At 59.2% G+C, this 23,142-nt stretch carries 19 protein-coding genes; 3 read left to right on the top strand and 16 right to left on the bottom strand.

The features are described 5' to 3' along the window. The first annotated feature begins 122 nt into the window (after positions 1-122). Both EU556_RS17405 and EU556_RS17400 read left to right on the top strand, forming a co-directional pair. Complete coding sequence (locus EU556_RS17405) at positions 123-1,250, top strand: sensor histidine kinase (protein WP_135435388.1); 1,128 nt, start codon at positions 123-125, stop codon at positions 1,248-1,250. A gap of 337 nt (positions 1,251-1,587) precedes the next feature. Further along, positions 1,588-2,382, top strand: coding sequence for a LytR/AlgR family response regulator transcription factor (locus EU556_RS17400; protein ID WP_135435387.1), 795 nt, complete (start codon positions 1,588-1,590; stop codon positions 2,380-2,382). An 18-nt stretch (positions 2,383-2,400) separates the two neighbouring features. Here the strand turns inward: EU556_RS17400 and EU556_RS17395 are convergent, their stop codons facing one another. The 15 genes from EU556_RS17395 to EU556_RS17325 form a co-directional block, all read right to left on the bottom strand. Continuing rightward, the gene (locus tag EU556_RS17395; RefSeq protein WP_135435386.1) at positions 2,401-3,534 is read right to left on the bottom strand and encodes an acyltransferase family protein; all 1,134 of its coding nucleotides are present in this window, start codon (positions 3,532-3,534) and stop codon (positions 2,401-2,403) included. 103 nt (positions 3,535-3,637) lie between these two features. Further along, a complete protein-coding gene (locus tag EU556_RS17390; protein WP_135435385.1) occupies positions 3,638-4,441 on the bottom strand; it encodes a LytR/AlgR family response regulator transcription factor in 804 nt (267 codons plus the stop codon). Positions 4,442-4,501: 60 nt separating this feature from the next. Beyond that, on the bottom strand, positions 4,502-4,972 hold the full coding sequence (locus EU556_RS17385; protein ID WP_135435384.1) for a DoxX family protein: 471 nt from the start codon (positions 4,970-4,972) through the stop codon (positions 4,502-4,504). 17 nt (positions 4,973-4,989) lie between these two features. After that, complete coding sequence (locus tag EU556_RS17380; protein WP_135435383.1) at positions 4,990-6,042, bottom strand: sensor histidine kinase; 1,053 nt, start codon at positions 6,040-6,042, stop codon at positions 4,990-4,992. 9 nt (positions 6,043-6,051) lie between these two features. Continuing rightward, positions 6,052-7,002 (bottom strand): alpha/beta fold hydrolase, encoded by a 951-nt coding sequence (locus EU556_RS17375; protein WP_135435382.1) that lies wholly within the window; start codon positions 7,000-7,002, stop codon positions 6,052-6,054. 302 nt (positions 7,003-7,304) lie between these two features. Beyond that, entirely contained in the window at positions 7,305-8,429 is a 1,125-nt protein-coding gene (gene leuB, locus EU556_RS17370) for a 3-isopropylmalate dehydrogenase (RefSeq protein WP_135435381.1), read from the bottom strand. Continuing rightward, positions 8,417-9,016 (bottom strand): 3-isopropylmalate dehydratase small subunit, encoded by a 600-nt coding sequence (gene leuD, locus EU556_RS17365; RefSeq protein WP_135435380.1) that lies wholly within the window; start codon positions 9,014-9,016, stop codon positions 8,417-8,419. The genes leuB and leuD overlap by 13 nt, the downstream gene beginning before the upstream one ends. Positions 9,017-9,184: 168 nt before the next feature. Beyond that, complete coding sequence (leuC, locus tag EU556_RS17360) at positions 9,185-10,579, bottom strand: 3-isopropylmalate dehydratase large subunit (RefSeq protein ID WP_135435379.1); 1,395 nt, start codon at positions 10,577-10,579, stop codon at positions 9,185-9,187. A gap of 85 nt (positions 10,580-10,664) precedes the next feature. Further along, a complete protein-coding gene (locus EU556_RS17355) occupies positions 10,665-11,831 on the bottom strand; it encodes a 2-isopropylmalate synthase (protein ID WP_135435378.1) in 1,167 nt (388 codons plus the stop codon). Positions 11,832-12,272: 441 nt separating this feature from the next. After that, on the bottom strand, positions 12,273-13,544 hold the full coding sequence (gene ilvA / locus EU556_RS17350) for a threonine ammonia-lyase IlvA (protein ID WP_135435377.1): 1,272 nt from the start codon (positions 13,542-13,544) through the stop codon (positions 12,273-12,275). Between the two features lie 142 nt (positions 13,545-13,686). Continuing rightward, positions 13,687-14,754 carry a ketol-acid reductoisomerase gene (ilvC, locus tag EU556_RS17345; protein WP_135435376.1) on the bottom strand — a complete coding sequence of 356 codons (1,068 nt, stop codon included), beginning with the start codon at positions 14,752-14,754 and terminating at the stop codon, positions 13,687-13,689. Positions 14,755-14,942: 188 nt separating this feature from the next. Next, a complete protein-coding gene (gene ilvN / locus EU556_RS17340) occupies positions 14,943-15,548 on the bottom strand; it encodes an acetolactate synthase small subunit (protein WP_135435375.1) in 606 nt (201 codons plus the stop codon). Between the two features lie 177 nt (positions 15,549-15,725). After that, positions 15,726-17,489 carry a biosynthetic-type acetolactate synthase large subunit gene (gene ilvB / locus EU556_RS17335; RefSeq protein WP_135435374.1) on the bottom strand — a complete coding sequence of 588 codons (1,764 nt, stop codon included), beginning with the start codon at positions 17,487-17,489 and terminating at the stop codon, positions 15,726-15,728. Then, positions 17,446-19,173, bottom strand: a complete 1,728-nt coding sequence (gene ilvD, locus EU556_RS17330) for a dihydroxy-acid dehydratase (RefSeq protein WP_135435373.1) — start codon at positions 19,171-19,173, stop codon at positions 17,446-17,448. The genes ilvB and ilvD overlap by 44 nt, the downstream gene beginning before the upstream one ends. A gap of 156 nt (positions 19,174-19,329) precedes the next feature. Further along, on the bottom strand, positions 19,330-20,238 hold the full coding sequence (locus EU556_RS17325; protein WP_135435372.1) for a branched-chain amino acid transaminase: 909 nt from the start codon (positions 20,236-20,238) through the stop codon (positions 19,330-19,332). A 499-nt stretch (positions 20,239-20,737) separates the two neighbouring features. Between EU556_RS17325 and EU556_RS17320 the strand changes: the two genes are divergently transcribed. Further along, positions 20,738-22,282, top strand: coding sequence for a hypothetical protein (locus tag EU556_RS17320; protein WP_135435371.1), 1,545 nt, complete (start codon positions 20,738-20,740; stop codon positions 22,280-22,282). A gap of 5 nt (positions 22,283-22,287) precedes the next feature. Here the strand turns inward: EU556_RS17320 and EU556_RS17315 are convergent, their stop codons facing one another. Beyond that, a complete protein-coding gene (locus EU556_RS17315; RefSeq protein ID WP_135435370.1) occupies positions 22,288-23,139 on the bottom strand; it encodes a hypothetical protein in 852 nt (283 codons plus the stop codon). Between the last annotated feature and the right edge of the window lie 3 nt (positions 23,140-23,142).

Below are 23,142 nucleotides of genomic sequence, written 5' to 3'. Positions count from 1 at the left end.
AAGGCATAACTGGGAAGAAGCTCAAAAAGGCCAGAGACATTCACAGCCGAACACCTACACTTGTACGCCGCTGGTTTTACCTATCTTTTTCCTTGCTTTATTGGCCCGCTGGGTTTCCCACTATGCTTGATTCTGCCCTCCCCGTGAACCGCTCGCCCCTGACTACCGAAGAAGCCCTGGACGTGCGCAAAGCCTCTCTCTCCAACCTGAGCCGGCACTATCCGCACCGCAAATGGGTGCTCATGCTGGGTATGATGGTGGCCTTGTCGGTTGGATTGGCCCTATTGTTCTGCGGTGGTTGCTCGGTATGGAGTGAGGATTTTCTGGTGACGTTTGGGTATAACTTTTTCTATACCAACGGCCTGTGGCTGGCCAACGGCTTTCCCAATGAGTGGCTGAACCGCCGCGTCGACTGGACGATTCAGCCCATCCGGCGCTTTCTGATTACGCTGTCTATGTCGCTGGTGCTGTCCCTGATTGTGATATTCCTGGTCACTACGGGCTTCAACGTGCTCTACCATCACCGGCCCCTGAGCTCTATTACCTGGCGGCCCTTCGTGATGCCCTTGCTGATTACGGTGGTAGTATCCTTGTTTATGCACAGCCGCTCGTTTCTGCTGAGCTGGCGCGATGCCACCACCCAGGCCGAGCGCCTGCAGAAGGAAAACGCCCAGGCCCAGGCCGACTCCCTGCGCCGCCAGCTCGACCCGCATTTCCTGTTCAATTCCCTCAACGCCCTGACTTCCCTGGTCGAGGAAAACGACCCGGCCCGGGCCACGCGCTTTATCCGCCAGCTCAGCCAGGTGTACCGCTACGTGCTCGATAGTCAGGACCAGGAAGTGGTGCCGCTCTCAGAAGAAATGCGCTTTGTAGAGGCCTATCTGTTTCTGCAGCGTACCCGCTTAGGCGAAGGCGTGCAGGTAGAAATGCGCCTACCCCCCGCCGCTCTCGAAACTCTGGTAGTGCCCCCGCTGGCTGTGCAGCTGCTGCTGGAAAACGCCCTCAAGCACAACGCCACCTCCCAGCGCGACCCGCTCCGCATCCGCATCGAGCTCGATGAAAACGCCCGCACCCTGGCCGTGCGCAACATCCGCCGCCCCCGCCGCCTCCCCGATGGCGAATCGACGGGCCTGGGCCTGAAAAATCTGCGCGCCCGCTACGCCTTCCTCACCAGCCAACCCGTGCTGGTAGAGGAGTCGGAAACGGAGTTCGGGGTAGTCCTGCCCGTGCTGGAATTGCAACATAACTAGATGCTAGAGGTTAGGCTCCCCTCCTTAGCTGAGGAGGGGTTGGGGGTGGTTGACCAACCGTTGAACAGTATAAAAGAACGTCATGCTGAGCGAAGCCGAAGCATCTCTACCTCTGGCTAATTCCCGACGTGAGGACGAAGCGGTAGAGATGCTTCGACTATGGCTGCGCCTCCGCTCAGCATGACGTTCTTTAATATTCGCTCTTAATACACTCTAGCTTCTAGCTCTAAATACCGTTCTTCCCGTCATCAACCACCCCCAGCCCCTCCTCAGTTGAGGAGGGGAGCTAGCTCTAGCCTTACTTACAGGAAACCCTACTTGTAGAAACCTCGCCTCTATGCCTGCAACCGCTACCCCACTCCGCGCTCTGATTATTGAAGATGAACCTCTGGCTGCCCGCCGCCTGACGGAGCTACTGCGCAAGCAACCGCAGCCGGTGGAGGTAGTGGGCAAAGCCGAATCGGTGGCGGAAGCGGAAGCCCTGCTGCACACCCTGCGCCCAGCGCCCGACGTGCTGTTTCTGGATATTCATTTGGCCGACGGACTGAGCTTCGAGCTGTTCGAGCGCCTCGACATCCAGAGCCCGGTCATCTTCACTACGGCCTACGACAAATACGCCCTGCGCGCCTTCAAGGTGAACAGCGTCGACTACCTGCTCAAGCCCATCGACCCCGAAGAACTCACCGGGGCCCTGCAGAAGCTGGAGCGGCAGCGCCAGACCGCTACCCCCGCCTTCGACGCGAACCTGCTGGCCCAGGTGCTGCGCCAGGCCCAGCCGGCCAAGGAATACAAATCACGATTCGTGGTGCGGGTAGGGGAGCATCTGAAGGCCATTCCGGTGGAGCAGATTGCCTACTTCGCCAGCCTCGAGAAGGTAACCCTGCTGCACACCCGTGAGGGCCGCAAGTTCGTGGTCGACTACACCCTAGAGCAGCTCGAAGGCATGCTCGACCCTACCGAGTTCTTCCGCCTCAACCGCGCCTACCTGGCCCACGCCGAAGCCATTCACGACATCATCCACTACACCAACTCCCGCCTCCAAACCATCCTCAAACCCACCGCCCCCGACAACGACACCGTGCTGGTCAGCCGCGAGAAAGTGTCGGCGTTCAAGGCCTGGCTAGATCGGTAGGGCCGCGGCTGGCGGGCATTAGCCGAGCTTTTGCTTCAGCCAGCGGCGCACGGGCTCATCATAGAACTTCAGGCTGAGGTAGGCCAGTACAAGGGCACTTACAAACGTGAGTGTAGCCACCGGAAGCGCCTGCTGCCACGTAGGCTTGTGCGTGCTTACCCAGCCAGTGTAGGTGAGAACGAGGGGGAAGTGAGTGATGTAGATGGGGTAGGATATGTCGCCGAAGAACTTGCAAAGCCGGGTGGCACCCGTGCTGGTTAGCTGACCGCTTGCGCCCACCCATACAATCAGCGGGAAGAGCACCACAATGCTGAGCGAATCATACAAACCATTAAGCCACACGGTTTCGGAGGTGCCAATTCGGGGGCACACAAGCACCAGCGTCAGCAACAGCCCCGACCACCAAAAGGCGCGTTTCACCTTGGCTAACACAACCACCCGCGACAACAACAACCCGGCAAAAAACGGATACATCATTCGGGTAAAGCCCACACGCAATTGCTCCGGGGTCAGGGACCACCCCCCGATAACATCACCGGCCGGACTGGTAACGGCCAAGTGAATGAGGGCGGCACCTGACAGGGCTACCAGCACCGCCAGGGCCGTATTGGAGAATTTGCGCACACCCAGCGCGTACAGAATATTTGCTACGTACTCATAAAACAACGACCAGCCCGGCCCATTGAGCGGGTGCATTTCCTGCCACCCCCTTACGTCAAGCGAAATGGGCACGGGCAGCAGCGTGAAGCCAATGACCATGACCAGCAGCGTTTTCCAGACAGGTACTTCGCTGATGCCAGGCCACACGGGGGAGTCTTGGAAATAGAAGCACAGTGCTCCAATGGCCATACCTAATACCACTAGCGGCTGCAACCGTACTAACCTTCTTTTGAAGAACTCCCGCACGCTCATGCGTCCCCACCGGTCGTCGTACGCGTAGCCAATCACAAAGCCCGACAACAGGAAGAAAAAATCAACGGCCAGATACCCATGGTTGAGCATCTGATCGAAGTGGCTGGTGGCAAGGGGCTCACACAGATGAAAGGCAACTACCAGCAACGCCGCAATACCTCGCAGTCCGTCCAGAATGGCGTAGTGCGGTTTCGTACTTAACGCGGGGGGCGTTTGCTCTGATACAAGTTGGGGCGTCATAGAGTCGGGAAGGATACGGGTAATAGGTAGTAGGGCAAAGAACTACATTACCGGCTCTCCTGCAACTTACGAGCTTGTTAATCCTTGCAGCCTGCCCAGTGACTTACCCCTCCAGCCACTGCTTTACTGCCCCAGCTTTCTCCCGGCTCACCAGCACTTCTTCACTCGGGGTGGGCTGCAGCTCTAATAGGAGCTTGCCATTGAAGTGCGGGTGCAGGCGCTGCACGGCTGGGAGCTGAGCAATGAACTGGCGGTTTATCCGAAAAAACAGGGCGGGGTCCAGCAGGCTTTCAAGCTGCTCCAACGTGTAGTCCACCACGAAGCGGCGGTTGTCGGTGGTAGCGAGGGTAGTGGTTTCGTGGCGGCTCTGGAACCAGGCCACTTGGCTCACAGCGAGAGGTAGGAGCTGCTCGCCGCTGCGCACCAGGAAGCGGGTTTTGTACTGGCGGTCGGGGCGGGGCAGGGCGTCGAGTAGGCGCTCCAAGCGGTGCGCGGTTTCGTCTTTGTCAGTCGCAGGCGAGACTAGCGAGGTAGGGGTTTCTGAAGGAGCGGTGCGCCACTCGCGTAGCTTGGTGAGGGCGGCCTGCAGCTCCGCGAGTTTCACCGGTTTCAGGAGATAATCCACGCTGTTGGCTTTGAACGCCCGAATGGCATAGACGTCATAAGCGGTAGTAAAGATGACAGGGCTGCGTACCACCAACTGATCAAACACGTCTAGGCTCAGGCCGTCGGCCAGCTGAATATCGGAGAGAATGAGGTCGGGAGCAGGGTTAGCGCTGAGCCATTGCACGGCGCTGCTCACACTATCGAGTACAGCTAGTACGTGCGCTTCGGGGGCAGCTTGCAGGAGCAGGCGTTGGAGCCGCTCGGCGGCCGGGTATTCATCTTCGAGTAATAAAACCGTCATAAGTTCACTGTAAAAGCAAAAGGCTATACACCGCCTTAGAAATGGGCCGACTATTCCTTCTCAGAAGGTAGTGACAACAGGCAAGTACCAGCCAAAATACCACGTCCAGGCCACGAAAAAGAACTGCAGCGGCACCCGAAACCAGAGGTAGCGCGGGCCAGGGCCATCGAGGGTGCCGGTTTGGTAATTGAGGTGACGTTGGGCGGCCAGAATATTGGCGGGTAGTATCAGCACGAAAAACGCTATGAGCAGCCCCGCCGTGCCCATCCGCACGCCCGGAATCAGTAGTCCCGCCGCTGGGGCCAGCTCTAGCACACCGGTAGCATACACCCAGGCTTTTTTAGCGGGTAGCCAGTCCGGCAGCATCTGCATCATGCCTTGGGTAAAGGTAAAATGGGCCGCGCCGGTAAGTAGCAGCATGGCCGCCATGGCCCCGTTGCCGGCCAATAGATAATTGGGAGTACCCTGAATGAAATACGTACCAGCGGCCAGCAGCCCAAACACAGTGAGCAATACAATCAGCGGTTTCATAAAGTGTAGAAAGGAAATTACCGCGCCGCCAGCAGCGGCAGGCACACCCGAAACCAGCCATCGGTGGCACTTACCTTCACTGGCCTAGGCGCCCGTAGCAGCTCGTAGCGGTGCTGCACGTTGCGTAGGCCAGTCCCGGTGCCGGGCGCGAGGCCGGCGGTGCGGGGGCGCAGGGTGTTTTCTACTAAGAAGCAGCCGGCGGTCAGGTCGGCGGTGAGGCGCAGCTCCAGGGGGTGCTCCCGCGAGGCTACGTTGTGCTTCAGGGCGTTTTCTACTAGCAGCTGCACGCTGAGCGGCGCCACCGACTGGCCTAGGGCCGCGGGCGGAATGTGCTGGGTAACGCGCAGGTTGTCGCGGAAGCGGACTTTGTGCAGGGCCAGGTAGGTATCCACGAAGGCTAGCTCCTCGCTGAGTGGGACGGTGGTCCGGTCGCGGGCCAGCAGCACGTAGCGGTACACGTCGGAGAGCTGCTCCACAAACTGCTGGGCGGGCTCGTTTTCGGGCTCGATGAGGGCCGAAAGGGTGTTGAGGGAGTTGAAGAGGAAGTGCGGGTCGAGCTGGCTCTGCAGGGCCTCGAGCTGACTCTGGACCCCGGCGCTTTGGAGTTGCTCAGCGCGGCGCACGTTCTCGGTCCACTGCTGGAAGAAGTGGCGGCTTTCGTAGATGAGCTGCACTACCACCGTCGGTACCATGTTCAGGCCGAACTCAACCCAAAACGTAGCGGCATCAAGGTGCCCGCCCTGGGCCCAGGCGGCCACGTTGCCCAGGCCCAGCGTAACCAGCATGGCCGTGAGCGTGTTGGTACCGGCCAGCCACCACAGGCGCCGGGCGGTTTGCTCCACCCGCGGCATCCGGCGGAATAGGCCTAGCCACAGCGCCCGGCCCGACAGCCAAAAGCAGGTAGTAAACACCAGCGAAATCAGCCAGGCCACTACTACTTCCTGCCAGGACCGGGCGTGCAGCAGTCCGCGCGGAATGAGCACCAGCAGGGCCAGCACCGGGATGCCAATCAGCACAAAGCGCCGGTCGTTGAGCGGGTGTTGGGGCGTTGGGGCAGCGGGTTGGGCCATGCGCAGGAGTTAGCGGGGGAGTTTCTGCACGAAGCTAACCACCGCCTGCCGAAACTGCGTGGGCTGCTCCAGAAACGAATAGTGCTTGCCGGGTAGCGTAACCACCTGCTGTTTCCGGAACCGAAATGATTGCGGCGTGGTGCCCGTGGTGCGGTCGTCCTGGCCCAGGATGATGAGTGCGGGCATGGATAGTTTAGCGGTGGCGGGGGCGTAATCCTGGCCATAGTCGGGCAGGCGGCCGCTGAATACTTGGGTGGCAAAGTCTTGGTTGGTGGGCACGGCGCGGGTTACGCGGCTGGTACGGGCGGCCAGGGAATCGGTAGAGTACTGCAGCTGGTAGGCCAGTTTCTTCTGCTGGAGCGCGCCCATCACCATACCAAAACGCTGCATCATAGGAATGCTAGGGTTGGGTTGCTCAGCGGTGGGTAGCAGGGAAGTACCGTACTGCAGCATGGCATCCAGGCCGGCCAAGGGGTTGAGCACGCTGTTCACCAGCACCAGGCCCTGCACGCGCTCAGGGTATTTGGCGGCGTAGGCCGTGGCAATAGTGCCACCGAACGAGTGCGCCATCACCACCCACTTCTGCAGGCCTAAGTGCTGACGCAATTCCTCCAGGTCCTGCACCACGCGGGCCATAGCGTAGTCTTTGCGCGGAGAGCTGCTTGAGCGGCCGCTACCCCGTTGGTCGAGGTAAATCATCTGCAGCCCATCTTCCAGCCGGTTGCCGCCCAGCTTCTCAAACGAGTAGCTGCCCGCCCCCGGCCCGCCGTGCACAAACACGCAGGGCGTGCCCTTGCCCGCCACCTGCACAAATAGCTGCACTGAGTCAGAAGTCAGCAGGGTAGTAGCCCCGTTGCGAAGGGTAGTCGGTTTCGTTTGGCCCCACGACTGGCCTAGGCCAGTCAGGAGCAGCAGGCAGGCGACTAACAGGAAGTGCAAACGGAGGCGAAGGCTGGTCATGGCGGTAGGGAGGTTTGAAGTAGCGGATAACTGAATCAAACATCCGAAAAGCCCGTCGCCGGTGGTAGCAAAATCAGGGCGAAGCGCTGTAGGAGCGGGGTGAAGCGGGAGAAGAGCAACGTGGACCCCACCCCCGGCCCCTCCCCTCCGGGAGAGGGGTGCGTTCTGGAGTTAGCTGATGTCTGGCACCCCTCTCCCGGAGGGGAGGGGCCGGGGGTGGGGTCCACAGCCAAATAAAAAAGCCCGAGCGCCAGACACCCCTGCCTGACACCCGGACTTTACAAACCCACCCCTGGGTCGTTTTAGATAATCGTGCTCATACCGAGCTTGATGTTATTGCGGTGTACCTCACAATCGGCAATGTCGAGCACGCTGTAGGCAATGAAGTTGCCCACCTGCTCGGTGGTGTAGAGGGTGCTAGGGTTCAGCTCTGGCGTTACCACACCCTGGTCGAGGGCGTGCTGCACAGCGTCGCGCACGCAGTCGGCTTCCTCTTGCAGATTGAAGTGGTCGAGGAGCAGGGCGGCCGAGAGGATGGTGGCAATGGGGTTAGCAATGCCTTTGCCTTTGGCCTGGGGGTAGGAGCCGTGGATGGGTTCAAACAGCGCCGCACCATCACCTACCGATGCCGATGGCAACAGGCCTAGGGAGCCCGCAATAACCGAGGCCTCATCGGAAATAATGTCCCCGAACATATTCTCGGTCAGGATAACGTCGAACTGCTTCGGATTGAGGATGATCTGCATGGCCGCGTTATCTACGAACAGGTAATCGAGGGCTACGCTGGGGTATTCGGGCGCAATGCTCTGCACCGTCTCGCGCCACAGGCGGGAAGTTTCTAGCACGTTGGCCTTATCCACCAGCGTGAGCTGGTGGCGGCGCGTTTCGGCAGCCTTGAAGGCGCGGTGCGCAATGCGCAGGATTTCATCCCGCGAGTAGGTGCAGTGGTCGTAAGCCCAGGTGCGGTCCTCACTGCGGCCCTTCTCGCCGAAGTAGATGCCGCCGGTCAGCTCCCGGAAAATCAGAATATCGGTACCCTGAATGCGCTCGGCTTTCAGTGGGGAGTGTTCCAGTAGCTGATCGTAGGCCGTGATGGGGCGGATGTTGGCGTACAGGCCTAGGGCCTTGCGCAGGCCTAGCAACCCCTGCTCGGGGCGCACTTTGGCCGTGGGGTCGTTGTCGTACTTGGGGTCGCCAATGGCGCCGAGCAACACGGCGTCGGCGCGGCGACAGGCTTCGAGGGTAGCGTCGGGTAGGGGCGAGCCGGTGGCGTCAATGGCGCAGGCCCCCATCAGTTGGTAATCAAACTCGAACTCGTGCCCGAAGCGGCTGGATACAGCCCGCAGTACACGCACGGCCTCGCTACACACTTCCGGACCAATGCCGTCGCCCGGCAACACTACAATGCGTTTGCTTAAAATACCCATGACCGTTGCTGTTCAAAAGCCGTGATGGCCGCCTCCTGGCTAATGAGAAAATCGATGTCGTCGTACCCGTTGATCAGGCACTCTTTTTTGTAAGGGTCCAGCTCGAAGTGAATCACCTCGTTCCAGCCGGGTACTGTCAGGGTTTGCGCCTGCAAATCCACCGTCAAGGCGGTCTGTGAGTCTTGGGCTACCACCTCAAACAGACCTTGCAGCACCTCATCCGAAACCTGCAGGGGCAGCAGTCCCGTGTTCAGCGCATTGCCCCGGAAAATATCGGCGAAGTAGCTGCTGATGACCACCCGGAATCCGGCGTCATACAAGGCCCAGGCGGCGTGTTCCCGACTGGAGCCACATCCGAAGTTTTTGCCAGCCAGCAGAATCTGGTGTCCTTGGTAGCGGGCGTCATTAAGCACGAAGTCCGACTTATGCTGCCCGTCGGCAGTGTAGCGCCAGTCGGCAAAGAGATTCGCACCAAATCCTTCACGAGTCGTCGCCTTCAGAAAGCGCGCCGGAATGATCTGGTCCGTGTCCACATTTTCTATCGGAAGCGGCACTACGCCGGAGCGTAGCGTCTGGAATTTTTCCATGGGGGTGGGGAAAATTTAAGAGGCTTGTACTAGCTCCCCTCCTAAGATGAGGAGGGGTTGGGGGTGGTTAATTGGCCTAGAACGGTTCTATAAACTAGCCTACTGTTCAACGATTGGTCAACCACCCCCAGCCCCTCCTCATCTGAGGAGGGGAGCTAGGTTCCACTACTAGTTCAAATACTGGGTGATGTCTACTAAGCGGCCTTCTACCGCCGTAATAGCCGCTACCAGCGGGCTGGCGAGTAGGGTGCGGGCGCCTGGGCCCTGGCGGCCTTCGAAGTTGCGGTTGGAGGTGGAAACGCAGTAGGCGCCGGCCGGAATCTTGTCGTCGTTCATGGCCAGGCAGGCGCTGCAGCCTGGTTCGCGCAGCTCAAAGCCAGCTTCGGCCAGCACCTTGTCGAGGCCTTCGGCAATGGCTTGCTGCTCTACTTGCTTCGAGCCGGGCACGATGATGGCCTCTACGTGGGCTGCTTTCTGCTTGCCTCGCACGTAGGCCGCTACCGTGCGCAAATCCTCAATGCGTGAGTTGGTGCAGCTGCCGATGAACACGTAGTTGATTTCCTTGCCCAGAAGCGACTCGCCCGGCTGAAAACCCATGTAGCGTAACGACTTGTCGAAGCTGGTAGCCTCGCTACCCCCATTGAGCACCGGAATGCTGGCCGAGAGCGGAATGCCCATGCCGGGGTTGGTGCCGTAGGTAATCATGGGCTGAATGGCCGAAGCATCGAACTGCAGCTCCGCATCAAATACGGCGTCTTCGTCCGAGTACAGGGTCTGCCAGTAAGCCACGGCCCGGTCCCAGTTCTCGCCCTGGGGCGCAAACCGGCGGTCTTTCACGTACTCGAACGTGGTAGCATCGGGGGCAATGAGGCCGCCGCGGGCACCCATTTCAATGCTCATATTGCAGACCGTCATGCGGCCTTCCATGCTCAGGCCCCGAATGGCACTGCCGGCGTACTCCACAAAGTAACCCGTGGCGCCACCAGTGCCCAGCTGGGAAATCACGTACAGAATTAAATCCTTGGCCGTCACGCCGGGCCGCAGGTCACCATCCAGGGTAATGCGCATGCGCTTGGGCTTGTCGAGCAGCAGGCACTGCGAGGCCATTACCTGCGTAACCTGGCTGGTGCCAATGCCGAAGGCAATAGTCCCAAACGCGCCGTGGGTAGAGGTGTGGCTGTCGCCGCACACCATGGTCAGGCCGGGCTGCGTGATGCCCAGTTCCGGCCCAATTACGTGCACAATGCCCTGGTACTGGTGGCCTAGGCCATACAGCTCCACGCCAAACTTGGCGCAGTTCTCGGTGAGCTTATCCACCTGGGAGCGTGACAGCGGGTCTTGAATTGGCTGGTCCTGGTGGCGCGTGGGCACGTTGTGGTCGGCGGTAGCTACTATCTGCTCCGGGCGGCGTAGCGTGAGCCCACGGGCCGTTAGCTCGTCAAACGCCTGAGGGCTGGTTACTTCGTGAATCAGGTGGCGGTCGATGTAAAACACCGTGAGGCCACCGGCTACTTCGCGCACCACGTGCGCGTCCCAAATTTTATCAAATAAGGTCTTAGCCATGAGAGAGGGGTGGGGGCGGGTTAGAATAAAGCAGACCGTCAGGCGTAGGCGGTGCTACGCGTGACGGTCTCTCGAGAGGTGATACTTAGCTGACGGTAACGAGCTGCTCCTGCTCCACCATAACGTGCAAGTCCTCGTCAACCACTTCTTTCTGGCGGTCGGCGAGGACAAGGAAAGAGGCGTAGGCCTTGTTGAGAGCAGTACGGTCGAAGTCGTAGCCGATTTTTTGGAGGCGGTAGGCCAGGGCCGCGCGGCCGGAGCGGGCGGTCAGCACAATGGCCGAATCGGGCATGCCTACTTCGCGCGGGTCAATGATTTCGTAGGTTTCGCGGTGCTTGATAACGCCATCCTGGTGAATGCCGCTGGAGTGCGAAAACGCGTTGGCGCCCACAATGGCCTTATTGGGCTGCACTGGCATGCTCATCAGGTGCGACACCATAGCTGAGGTTTCGGCGAGCAGCTTGGTGTTGATGCCCGTCTCGAAGTTGAGGTAGGGGTGCTGGCGCAGCACCATCACGGCTTCTTCCAAGGCCGTATTGCCGGCCCGCTCGCCTACGCCATTGATGGTGCACTCTACCTGCTGGGCACCGTTGAGCACGCCGGCAATGGAGTTGGCCGTAGCCATACCCAAATCGTTGTGGCAGTGAGTAGAGAGGCGCACGTGCTCAATACCACGCACGTTATCCGCCAGGTACTTAATCTTGGCCCCGTACTCGCTGGGCAGGCAGTAGCCGGTGGTGTCGGGAATATTCAGCACGGTAGCACCGGCACGAATGGCGGCCTCGCAGACTCGGGCCAGAAACTCGTTATCCGTGCGCCCCGCGTCCTCGGCGTAAAACTCTACGTCTTCCACGAAGGACTTGGCCAGCTTCACCGCCGCCACGGCCCGTTCCAACACTTTCTCGGGGGTAGTACAGAGCTTGAACTTGATGTGCGAATCGGAGGTGCCAATACCGGTGTGAATGCGCGGGTACTTGGCCGATTTCAGGGCCTCGGCGGCCGTAATAATGTCATTCTCCACGGCCCGCGAAAGTCCGCAGACCGTAGCGTAGTGCGTCTGGGCCGCAATGGCTGCCACCGCCGCAAAGTCGCCGGGGCTCGACACCGGAAAACCCGCCTCAATCACGTCGACGCCGAGTAGCTCTAGCTGTCGGGCAATCAGCAATTTCTCGTCCCGGTTCAGCTTGCAGCCCGGCACCTGTTCCCCGTCGCGCAGGGTCGTGTCGAAGATGTGGATTTTCTGAGTTGCCATGTTTCTAGGGTTCAGTCAGCGAAAGTTGCTGCCCGCAAGTACATGGCCAAGGCGTGCGTTTGAAAACAGTTTCTCGGCACGCCTACTATTTCAAAAAGTTGATTTATTATTTATAAATACCTGATAGTGAGATGATAGTATTTTGATAAAATACAATGGCTAACGCAGTGAAGAACAGCACTCCCCTCCTCAGATGAGGAGGGGCTGGGGGTGGTTGACCACTCGTTGAACAATTACAGAAAGACCGTCATGCTGAGCTTGTCGAAGCATCTCTACCGCTTCATTGCTGTGCTAGGCCAGTTGATTAGCCAGAGGTAGAGATGCTTCGACAAGCTCAGCATGACATTCTTGGGTACCTGTTCAGTAGTGACGTTCTAGGCCTCGTCAACCACCCCCAACCCCTCCTCATCTGAGGAGGGGAGCTTCGTTCTGATAGCTCTACTACACCAGTAAACTCAGGAAATCCTGCTTGCCGTTGAGGTATTCATAGCCGAAGCCTTCGGCGGCCATACGGAGTTGGATGCCTTCGATATCATGGGGGCGCTGGACTTCCAGGCCGATGAAGACGGGGCCTTTTTCCTTGTTGTTCTTCTTGATGTATTGGAACTGGATTATGTCGTCACCCTCGCGTAGGACGTGGTTGACGAAGCGGCGCAGGGCGCCGGGCTTCTGGTTGAAGGTGACCAGGAAGTAGTGCTTGCGGCCCTGGTGGCGCATGGCCCGCTCCTTGATATCCTCCATGCGGGTGATGTCGTTGTTGGAGCCGCTGAGCACGCACACCACCGTTTTGCCCCGGATCTGGTCGGCGTACTGGTGCAGGACCGACACGCTAAGCGTGCCCGCTGGCTCCAGCACAATGCCTTCCTCGTTGTACATCTTCAGCAGATCTTCGCACACCTGGCCTTCCGGTACCAGGGCCACCTCATCCAATAGCTCTCGGCATAGCTCAAACGTCAACTCGCCGGGGCACTTCACGGCGGCGCCATCCACGAAGCTCTCGATGTGCTCCAGGGGTTGGCGTAGGCCCGTCTGCATAGCGCGCTGCATGGAAGGAGCCCCCAGCGGCTGCACCCCAACTAGCTTGGTGTGCGGACTCAGCTGCCGAAATACGCTGCTGACGCCCGAGGCGAGGCCTCCGCCCCCGATGGGCATAAAGCAAAAGTCAATGGAGCTAGGGGCATCGCGCAGAATCTCTAGGCCTACGGTGGCTTGTCCTTCCACAATGGCCAGGTCATCAAAAGGGTGCACGAAGGTGCTGCCGCGCTGGTCGCAGAAGTCCTTCGCGGCCTGGTAGGTATCATCGAAGGTGGCCCCGGTCAGGACAACTTCTACCTGGTCTTTCCCGAATAATCGCACCTTATTTACCTTCTGCGCCGGGGTGTGGGCGGGCATGAAAATGTGACCCCGCAGCCCCAGGAGCTGGCAGGCGTAGGCCACTCCCTGCGCGTGGTTACCCGCGCTTGCGCACACCACGTCTCGTCCCGATTGCTCCCGACTCAGGCCGGCAATCTTGTTATACGCCCCCCGAATTTTATAGGAACGCACCACTTGCAGGTCCTCGCGCTTCAGGTACACCTGCGCCCCATAAGCCTCCGATAGGCCTAGGTTGTGCTGCAGCAGCGTTTTGTAAATAACGCCGTCCAGCGTGCGCGCCGCCCGTTCCACGTTTTCCAGCCGCACCGTGGGGGCAGAGGTGAGAGTGTCTTGTTCCATAGGGGTAGTTGTGAGCAGAAAAAAAAACGTCATGTCGAGCTAGTCGAGACATCTCGCTCGAATCGTTGGAATAGCATTCCAACATCAGCACGCGAGATGCCTCGACTAGCTCGACATAACGTTCCGAAGAATTTAAGGGCGTTTAGCTTAGCTCCTCTACTTTCTCAGTGGCTTTGGAGCGTAGCTCGCGCACGGTGGCGCCCGTCTGCCACAGCTCAGAGTCGCGTACTTCTTTCAGTTCGGCTTCCAGCTCCTGGCGGTAGCCGGGGGTAGAGCCGCGCTGAATAGTACGGGCAGCTTCCTGGCCGGAGGCTACACTGTCGTACAGCTCGTTGAGCACGGGCAGGGTCGCGTCGCGGAAACGGCCTTTCCAGTCGAGGGCGCCGCGCTGGGCGGTTACGGAGCAGTTGCTGAACATCCAGTCCATGCCGTTTTCACCGACCAGCGGCACGAGGCTCTGGGTGAGTTCTTCTACGGTTTCGTTGAAGGCCTCGGAAGGGGAGTGGCCGCGCTGGCGCAGCACCTGGTACTGGGCTTCAATGATGCCGGCCAAGGCCCCCATCAGCACGCCCCGCTCGCCGGTAAGGTCGGAATACACTTCGCGCTTGAAGTCGGTTTCGAACAGGTAGCCCGAGCCTACCCCAATGCCGAGGGCAATGGCCTTGTCGTAGGCCTGTCCGGTCGCGTCCTGGTACACGGCAAACGAGGAGTTCAGGCCGCCGCCGGCCACAAACAGGCGGCGCAGGCTGGTGCCGCTACCCTTCGGAGCCACGAGAACCACATCTACATCGGCGGGCGGTACAATACCGGTCTGGTCGTTGAACGTAATGCCGAAGCCGTGCGAGAAGTACAGGGTTTTGCCGGGCGTCAGCTTGGCTTTCAGCGTAGGCCACACCGCAATCTGGCCGGCGTCGGAAAGCAGGTTGGCGATGATGGTGCCCCGCTCAGCGGCCTCTTCAATGTCGAATAGCGTTTCGCCTTCTACCCAGCCATCCGCTTCGGCCTTGCTCCAAGAAGCCGAGTCGCGGCGCTGCCCGATGATGACGTTGAAGCCATTGTCGCGCAGGTTCAGCGCTTGGCCGGGGCCCTGCACGCCGTAGCCAATCACGGCAATAACTTCATCTTTCAGAATTGCGCGGGCTTTCTCCAGAGGGAATTCGTCGCGGGTAACTACGTGCTCTTCTACGCCGCCAAAGTTGATGGTTGCCATGATGTTGGATATTGGGTTGGAAGATGAAAATGTCGGTTTGTTGGTTTTTCAGGTTGTCATGCTGAGCTTGTCAAAGCATCTCTACCACTTCGTTGTAGAGGCCTAGGCCAGTAGAGTTAGCCAGCGGTAGAGATGCTTCGACTCCGCTCAGCATGACGTTCCTTTTTTACTCACGATGGCGAGTGTTTTTACATCGTAAACACCTTGTCGCGGCTGTTGAGGTAGTCATTTTCACTGACCTCGTGGCTGGGTTCAGTGCGCTCGAACTCGCGGAGTTTATGGTGGAAGCCCTGGCTGTCTTTGATGATGGCAATGCGGGCCGAACGCACAAACTCGATGAGGCCGTAGGGCTGCAGCACCGTCAGGAGTTTGTCGGTTTCCTCGCGGTGGCCGGTGGTTTCAAACACCGTGTAATCCTTACGGATGACCACGGCGCGGGCCCCGTGTTCCCGCAGTAGCCGCTCCACCAGGGCCCGCTCGGCAATGACGTCGGTGGGTACTTTGTAGAGGGCCATTTCCTGCCAGATGACGTCCTCGTTGGGGTTGAAGTACACCTTGAGTACCTCTACCTGCTTCTCAATCTGGCGAGCAATCTTGCGCACCACTTCCTCAGTTTCTACCACCACTATATTGAAGCGGTGAATTCCTTCGACCTCGGAAGGGGAAGTGTTGAGGCTCTCGATGTTGATTTTGCGCCGGGAGAAGATGATGGCAATGCGGTTCAGCAGCCCCACTTGGTTCTCGGTGTAAGCCGTGATGTTGTACTCCCGCCGGTCGATGGATTGCTGTGTCATAGAGGTAAAGTTGTGAGGGGTGAAATGGCAGGTTTGCCGGAGCAACTTTCCCATTTTCACTACCTGTCATGTCGAGCTTGTCGAGACATCTCGCTCGAATTGTTGGAGTGGCCTGGCACCGTCAGCACGCGAGATGTCTCGGCTGCGCTTGACATGACGATCTTCTTTAGGACTGCTTTACTTCAACCTTATCTCTCCAACGCCACAGCCTTGCGGCACCATGGGGAAGATGTTGTTCTCCTTGGTTACCATCACCTCCAGTAGGAAAGAGTCAGGGTGTTCCAGCATCTCGCGCAACGCCGTTTGCAGCTCGGGGCGGTTGTCCACGCGGCGGCCGGCAATACTATAGCCGCTAGCCACGGTCACGTAGTCGGGGCTGGCAATGTCCACGAAGGAGTAGCGCCGGTCATGGAACAGCTCCTGCCACTGGCGCACCATGCCCAGGAACTGGTTGTTGAGCAGCAGAATCTTGACGTTCACGCCGGTCTGCATAATGGTGCCCAGCTCCTGAATCGTCATCTGAATGCCCCCATCGCCGATGACGGCTACCACCGTGCGCTCCGGCGCCCCGTACTTGGCCCCAATGGCGGCGGGCAGGGCAAAGCCCATGGTGCCCAGGCCCCCGCTGGTGATGTTGCTGCGCGTGTGGTTGAGCTTGGCGTAGCGGCAAGCCACCATCTGGTGCTGGCCTACGTCGGTCACAATAATGGCCTCGCCCTGGGTCAGCTCGTTCAGCTGCTGAATTACCTCGCCCATGGTCAGCTCGTCGGAGGTCGGGAACAACTCATCTTGGATGACGGCGGCTATTTCCTCCGCGTCGTGGTCGAGGAAGCGTTGGCGCCATTTGGGGTAGGAGCGGGCCTCTACTAGCTCCGTGAGCAGGGGTAGGGTTTCCTTGCAGTCGCCCCACACGGGCACGGTGGCCTTCACGTTCTTGTCGATTTCCGTGGGGTCGATGTCGAGGTGAATGACCTGGGCCTGCTTGGCGTACTTGTCCAGGCGGCCCGTTACCCGGTCGTCGAAGCGCATGCCAATGGCAATGAGCACGTCGCACTCGTTGGTCAGCACGTTGGGGCCGTAGTTGCCGTGCATGCCCAGCATGCCCACGTTCAGGGGGTGGCCGGTGGGGAGGGCACCCGCGCCGAGGATGGTCCAAGCGGCCGGAATGCCGCTTTTCTCAATGAACTGCTTAAACTCCTGCTCCGCCTTGCCCAGCAATACCCCCTGGCCCCACAGCACCAACGGGCGCTTGGCCTGGTTGATGAGGGCCGCCGCCTGCGCCACGTACTCCGGGCGCACAACTGGCCTAGGCCGGTAACTGCGGATGTGGGTGCAGGGCTGATACGGCGCGAAGTCCGCCTTCTGCATCTGAGCGTTTTTGGTGATGTCGATCAGGACTGGGCCGGGGCGGCCGCTGCGCGCGATATAGAAGGCCTTGGCCAGCGCCTCCGGAATTTCACTGGCGTCCGTTACCTGGTGGTTCCACTTGGTAATGGGGGTGGTGATGTTGAGGATGTCGGTTTCCTGGAAAGCATCGGTGCCCAACAAATGCGCGAACACCTGGCCCGTGATGCACACCAGCGGGGTGCTGTCAATCAGGGCATCGGCCAGGCCGGTAACGAGGTTGGTGGCGCCGGGGCCGCTAGTGGCAAACACTACCCCCACCTTCCCCGACGAGCGCGCGTAGCCTTGGGCCGCGTGAATGCCGCCCTGCTCGTGGCGCACCAGCACGTGGTTAAGCTGCTCCTTGAAGTCGTAAAGCGCATCATAAATTGGGATGATGGCGCCGCCGGGGTAACCAAACACGGTGTCCACGTCCTCTGCCAGCAGGGCGTGCAGCGTGGCCTCGGCGCCCGACAAGGTGCGGGTAGCGGGCTCCGTCGTGGCTACGGCCGTTTCAGGTGAGGTTGGCGCGGGCTGGGGTTGTGGGTTCGAGTACATGGTCTTCCTGGTAATCGGTGATACAGCCGCGGCTCGCGTCGCTCACGGTGCGGATATACTTCAGCAGCACGCCTTGTTGCACGGTGGGCCGGGGCCGCTGCCACTGCTGGCGGCGCAGCTCCAGCAAGGCGTCCTCTACCTGCACCTCCATGGTGTTGGTGCTGGCATCCAGCACAATCCAGTCGCCGTCTTCCACCAGCGCAATGGTGCCGCCGTCGTAGGCCTCGGGGCACACGTGCCCGATGACAAAGCCATGGGTACCGCCCGAGAAACGGCCGTCTGTAATTAGGGCAACTTTGTCGCCTAGGCCGGCGCCGATGATGGCCGAGGTAGGCTTGAGCATCTCCGGCATGCCTGGTCCGCCCTTGGGGCCCACGTAGCGAATCACGACGACCTGACCGGGCTGAATCTTGCCCTGCGAAATGCCTTCGTTCAGTTCTTCTTCAGAGTTGAACACAATAGCTGGCCCCTCAAACCGCAGTCCTTCCTTGCCGGTGATTTTGGCCACCGCACCTCTTTCGGCCAGATTGCCATACAGAATCTGAATATGGCCATCAGCTTTGATGGGGTTATTCAGCGGGCGGAGCAGATCCTGCTCTGCGCCTAGGGGCTGCACGTCGGCCAGGTTGTCGGCCAAGGTCTTACCGGTTACCGTCAGTAGGTCGCCGTGGAGCAGGCCTAGGTTCAGCAGGGTTTTCATCACGGCCGGCACGCCGCCCAGGGCCGAGAGGTCCTCCATGAGGTATTTGCCGCTGGGCTTCAGATCGGCCAGTACCGGCGTGCGGTTGCTCACGGCCTGAAAGTCCTCCATGGTGAGATGCACGCCCGCGGCGTGTGCAATGGCAATCAGGTGAAGTACGGCGTTGGTAGAGCCACCGAGCACGGTGGTCATCACCAGGGCATTTTCAAAGGCCTCGCGCACCAGAATGTCGCGGGGCTTGAGGTCGAGTTCGAGCAGGCGGCGCAGGTAGGCGCCGGCCGTGAGGCACTCCTGTTGCTTCTCCGGGCTAACCGCCGGGGAGGACGAGGAAAACGGGACGCTCATGCCCAGCGTTTCGATGGCCGCCGCCATGGTATTCGCCGTGTACATGCCCCCGCAGGCTCCTGGTCCCGGGCAGGCATTATGGATGATGCCCCGGTAATCCTCGTCCGATATCTGCCCCTGCAGCTTTTTGCCATAGGCCTCAAAGCACGACACAATGTTGAGCTGCTGCCCCTTGAACGTACCGCCCTTAATCGTGCCCCCGTACACCATCAGCGAAGGTCGGTTTAGGCGCGCCATGGCAATGAGCGCACCCGGCATGTTCTTGTCGCAGCCCATCACGCAGGCCAGGGCATCGTAATTGTGCGCCCCGGCCATGGCCTCAATGGAATCGGCAATGATTTCCCGGGAAACCAGGGAGTAGCGCATGCCCGCCGTGCCGTTGGTGATGCCATCCGATACCCCAATGGTGTTAAACCGCAGCCCCACCAGCCCCTGCTCCTGCACGCCTACCTTCACTTGGTCGGCCAGGCCGTTCAGGTGCATGTTGCAGGTGTTGCCCTCGAAGCCCGTGGAGCAGATGCCCACGAACGGCTTATGCAAATCAGCATCTGAGAGCCCCGAGCCAATGAGCATGGCTTGGGACGCCGGCAGGCTGTCGTCCTGGGTGTAGATGCGACTGTATTTGTTCAGGAGGGTCATTTCGGGCGGAATTGGACTGATGTGATGGAGGGCGTCATGTCGAGCTTGGCGAGACATCTCGCGTGCTGACGTTGCAATGCTACCTCAACGAAGCGGTAGAGATGCTTCAGCTGCGCTCAGCATGACGTTTACTGTGGATGGTTCAACTCTAGGCCACTACTGAGCCTGCTCCGCAAAGCTGGCGTTGCGGCTCACGGCTTGCCCGGTCACTAGCGCCTGGTAGTGGCTGGCGAGCATGCCGCCGATGGAATGTTGGAAGGACTTCTCAAACACGATATCATCCACGGAGGCAATACCGATGACCTCGGCGGCAGTACCCGTCATGAAGGCCGCGGAAGCGGTGCGCAGCTCCTCGGGGCGGAAGAACCGCTCGTGCACCGTAATGCCGGCTTCCCGGGCCAGGTCAATGATGGTGTTGCGGGTGATGCCGCGCAGAATGCTACCCTGCGGAGCCGTGTGCAGTTCTCCGTCCCGCTCAAAGAAGAAGTTGGCACCGGGCCCCTCGGCCACGTAGCCGTTCATGTCCAGCAGCAGGGCCTCATCGTAGCCACGCTGCTTGGCCTCGGTGCTGGCAATGATGGAGTTGACGTAGTGCCCCGACACTTTGGCCTCAATGGGCACCGCCTTGGGGTTGGGCCGCTCGTAGGGCGACACGGTGAGGCGCAGGCTTTGGTCGCCGAGGTATTTGCCCCATTCCCACACCGCAATCAGCACATTGCTGCTGTTGGCGGCCTTCAGGCTCATATTGGGGGTAGCAGCGTACACTAGCGGCCGAATGTAGGCGTCCGTCAGGTGGTTGCGCTCCAGCACTTCGTAGCTAATGCGGGTGAGTTCCTCTACTGAGTACCCCAGCGGCAGGCCAATACACTTGCACGAGTAATGCAGCCGCTCGTAGTGCTCCTCGGCCTTGAAGATGCGGGTGCCAGCCGGGGTGTTGTAGGCCCGGATGCCCTCGAACACGGCGTAGCCGTAGTGCAACGACTGAGCATACGCGCCGCAGGTAGCCTGCTCGGCCGGCACAAACTCGCCATCCAGAAAGGCAACGGTATTACTGGTGTAGTACATGAGTAGAGGTAAGGTAAGGAGAGAAAATCGGCTATGAAAAAGCCTTTCCGAGCGCGGGGCTGAGAAAGGCTAGTCGAATCAGGACAAGGCGCTTCCTTTCAGCCCGGCAGTGGCAGAATAATGACTTGCAGGACGAGGCGGAAAGCAGTACTCATGGGAAACGGAAATGGAAAGAGGGAGAAGGTGATGGAAGTGGCCTACGCAGGCCTTGATTTGCTTCTATTCTTTGCAGAGAGTAACAACCACTGATGGTGTCTCCGGAAGGAGCAGCCTGCGTGATGATAGCTCGCCAACCGGCTGTTACTAACGGAAGAAAAATTGCAGACCAGGAGGTGGAAAAATGCTCGGGCATATCATCTTTACGCTCTATTGATGAGCGCAAGTACATGACGTTACGGCAGCGCCTAAAACTTTTTTCTGACTTTCTTACTATTTCTATTATTTGCTATGTAAATGACAAATAGTTATTAATCAGTTAGTTGACTTTTTGCCTAATACGATGCCCAACGAAAATACCGATCCGGTTTTTCAACTGATTAAGACCTTAACCCGCACAGAGAAGCGGCACTTCCGGCTGTTTGCCAACCGGCAGGGCTCTACCGATGGGCTGAAGTTTCTTCAGCTTTTTGATGCGCTTGACGGCCAGGAAAAGTACGATGAGGAGCGTGTGCTGGCCCAAGTACCGACCATCAAGAAAGTACAAGTAGCCAACCTAAAAGCCAACTTATATAGGCAGCTGCTGGCCAGCCTGCGCATGTACCACGCCAGCCATAATCCCGATATTCAGTTGCACGAGCAACTTGACTACGCCCGGGTGCTTTACAACCGTGGTCTTTATCAACAGAGCCTGCGCATGCTGGAAAAGATAAAGGCCACCGCCCACCAGTACGAAATGCCGCACATAGTGCTGCTGGCCCTAGATTTTGAAAAGCTGATTGAGGGGCAATACATCACGCGCAGCCTGCGCGGCCGGGCCCGAGAGCTGTCGGATGAGGCGACGGATACGGTTACCCACCTGGCGCGGGAGCATGAGCTTTCCAACCTGGCCCTGCGCATGTACGGACGCTACCTGAAAATCGGGCACACCCGCAATCAGCAGGACTACGACAAAATCACGGCCTACTTCCGCGAGGGGCTACCCGCGCTAGACCTGCGACAAGCGGGTTTCTACGAGCAGCTGTACTACTACCAGGCGCACGTGTGGTACTATACCATCACGCAGAATTTCCGCCTGTGCTTCCGCTACGCACAGAAATGGGTCGACCTGTTTGAGAATAACCCCACGATGCGTGAGCAACAAGCCATGCTCTACATCAAAGGCCTGCACAACCTGCTGATTACGGCCCACAACCTGCTGTACTACAGTAAGTTTGAGCAAGTGTTGGCGCAGCTAGAGGCCTACGCCGCCGACCCCGACCGGCGCACCAACCCCAACATTGAAATGCTGCTGTTCCTGTACATCTACACGAACCGGCTGAACGGATATTTCATGCGCGGGCAGTTCACGGAGGGGTTAACCATGGTGCCGGAGTTGCTGGAAAATATAGAGCGCTTTCGGCTACAGATGGACTCGCACCGGCGAATGGTGTTCTATTATAAAATTGCCAGCCTGTACTTCGGCAGCGGCCAGCCCGACAAGGCCATTGAGTACCTCAATAAGGTCATCTACTTCAAAGACGTGAGTCTGCGCGAAGACATTCAGTGCTTTGCCCGCATCCTCAACCTGATTGCCCACTACGAGGCTGGCCGCGACGAAGCTTTGGAGTATCAAATCCGCTCGGTGTACCGCTTTCTGGGCAAAATGAACGACCAGCAGCAGATGCAGGAAGCCATCTTCCGGTTTCTGCGCAACCTCGGCGACATTGCACCTTTTGAGCTGAAAGACGCCTTCATCAAGCTCAAAAACCAGCTCATTCGTATTGCTGAAAACCCCTTCGAGCGGCGCCCTTTCCTCTACCTCGACATCATTTCCTGGCTGGAAAGCAAAATTGAAAACGTGCCCGTGCAGGAGGTTATCCGCCGCAAATTCAAACAGTTGAGGTGATGCAGTTAAGAGGTGATGAGGTGATGAAATGGTATCCCATGCAATGCCTGCACAAACAGCAGAGCTACTAGGCCAGCATACAGGGCGGCGCCTAACCACGTCAGGAGCGTGGCGTGCCGAGGAACTACTCTACTGACAACCCAGCCCAGCAGCGGCACCGCTTGCAGCGCATGCAGGCCTAGAAAGTGGGCGATGCGCAGGTCGCCGGCGCGGGTGCTCCAGCCAAGGCCCGGTAGGCCCGGTCCGCCATCGGGGGCACCTACCGTGTGTTGGTTGTGGTGAATCATCATGCCGCCCAGCACGCTGCCTACCAAAAATAGCAGTAGGCCCAGCCGTACGCCCCATACATAGCCAGCGGGGCCATGGGGGCGGTGCCGCCACACCAAGTACACGGCCCACATGATGAGAACGGTATTGAGCATGATGAACACGCCCATCAGGTTGAATATCAGAATATCGAAGCCGGTGGCAATGTTGTAGTGCGAGGTAGTGCCCCGTGCGGCCTGCCCCCCAATGCACAGCATTTCCACCATCATGCTCAACGCTACCCCCCAACTGATGCGCCGTACCGAGCGTTGTGCTACGGCGGGCAAATCGGCCAGCAGCCAGCCCAGTGTCCAGAGGTACACCAACCCCGATACAGCAAACTTAGCGGGCTTCACCCACACCGGCAGGCCTGTTACCACGCGGTGGTCGAAGGGCAAGAGGCCTAGAGCCACCACCAGGAAGGCCACGTGTACCCATCCCGTACCCGACAATACTGGATTCACGCGGTGCAGTATCCGCAGCCACGTAGCAGCGTAGGCCAGGGGAGAAGTCTTGGCTCGGCCGCTCGGAAACCCAGAAACCGTAGTCATTTT

Source organism: Hymenobacter fodinae (genome assembly GCF_004745825.1).
Taxonomy (GTDB): domain Bacteria; phylum Bacteroidota; class Bacteroidia; order Cytophagales; family Hymenobacteraceae; genus Hymenobacter; species Hymenobacter fodinae.
The sequence above is the reverse complement of the archived record's forward strand: the minus strand, read 5'-3'. Positions and strand labels throughout refer to the sequence as shown.

Bases quoted from the DNA above. Each gene is read 5' to 3' on its own strand.
- ilvB (WP_135435374.1), bottom strand. From the start codon at position 17,489: ATGTACTCGAACCCACAACCCCAGCCCGCGCCAACCTCACCTGAAACG.
- leuD (WP_135435380.1), bottom strand. From the start codon at position 9,016: ATGGAAAAATTCCAGACGCTACGCTCCGGCGTAGTGCCGCTTCCGATA.
- leuB (WP_135435381.1), bottom strand. From the start codon at position 8,429: ATGGGTATTTTAAGCAAACGCATTGTAGTGTTGCCGGGCGACGGCATT.
- EU556_RS17315 (WP_135435370.1), bottom strand. From the start codon at position 23,139: ATGACTACGGTTTCTGGGTTTCCGAGCGGCCGAGCCAAGACTTCTCCC.
- ilvC (WP_135435376.1), bottom strand. From the start codon at position 14,754: ATGGCAACCATCAACTTTGGCGGCGTAGAAGAGCACGTAGTTACCCGC.
- EU556_RS17325 (WP_135435372.1), bottom strand. From the start codon at position 20,238: ATGTACTACACCAGTAATACCGTTGCCTTTCTGGATGGCGAGTTTGTG.
- leuC (WP_135435379.1), bottom strand. From the start codon at position 10,579: ATGGCTAAGACCTTATTTGATAAAATTTGGGACGCGCACGTGGTGCGC.
- EU556_RS17400 (WP_135435387.1), top strand. From the start codon at position 1,588: ATGCCTGCAACCGCTACCCCACTCCGCGCTCTGATTATTGAAGATGAA.
- EU556_RS17320 (WP_135435371.1), top strand. From the start codon at position 20,738: ATGCCCAACGAAAATACCGATCCGGTTTTTCAACTGATTAAGACCTTA.
- ilvN (WP_135435375.1), bottom strand. From the start codon at position 15,548: ATGACACAGCAATCCATCGACCGGCGGGAGTACAACATCACGGCTTAC.
- ilvD (WP_135435373.1), bottom strand. From the start codon at position 19,173: ATGACCCTCCTGAACAAATACAGTCGCATCTACACCCAGGACGACAGC.
- EU556_RS17385 (WP_135435384.1), bottom strand. From the start codon at position 4,972: ATGAAACCGCTGATTGTATTGCTCACTGTGTTTGGGCTGCTGGCCGCT.
- EU556_RS17380 (WP_135435383.1), bottom strand. From the start codon at position 6,042: ATGGCCCAACCCGCTGCCCCAACGCCCCAACACCCGCTCAACGACCGG.
- EU556_RS17405 (WP_135435388.1), top strand. From the start codon at position 123: ATGCTTGATTCTGCCCTCCCCGTGAACCGCTCGCCCCTGACTACCGAA.
- EU556_RS17355 (WP_135435378.1), bottom strand. From the start codon at position 11,831: ATGGCAACTCAGAAAATCCACATCTTCGACACGACCCTGCGCGACGGG.
- EU556_RS17375 (WP_135435382.1), bottom strand. From the start codon at position 7,002: ATGACCAGCCTTCGCCTCCGTTTGCACTTCCTGTTAGTCGCCTGCCTG.
- ilvA (WP_135435377.1), bottom strand. From the start codon at position 13,544: ATGGAACAAGACACTCTCACCTCTGCCCCCACGGTGCGGCTGGAAAAC.
- EU556_RS17395 (WP_135435386.1), bottom strand. From the start codon at position 3,534: ATGACGCCCCAACTTGTATCAGAGCAAACGCCCCCCGCGTTAAGTACG.
- EU556_RS17390 (WP_135435385.1), bottom strand. From the start codon at position 4,441: ATGACGGTTTTATTACTCGAAGATGAATACCCGGCCGCCGAGCGGCTC.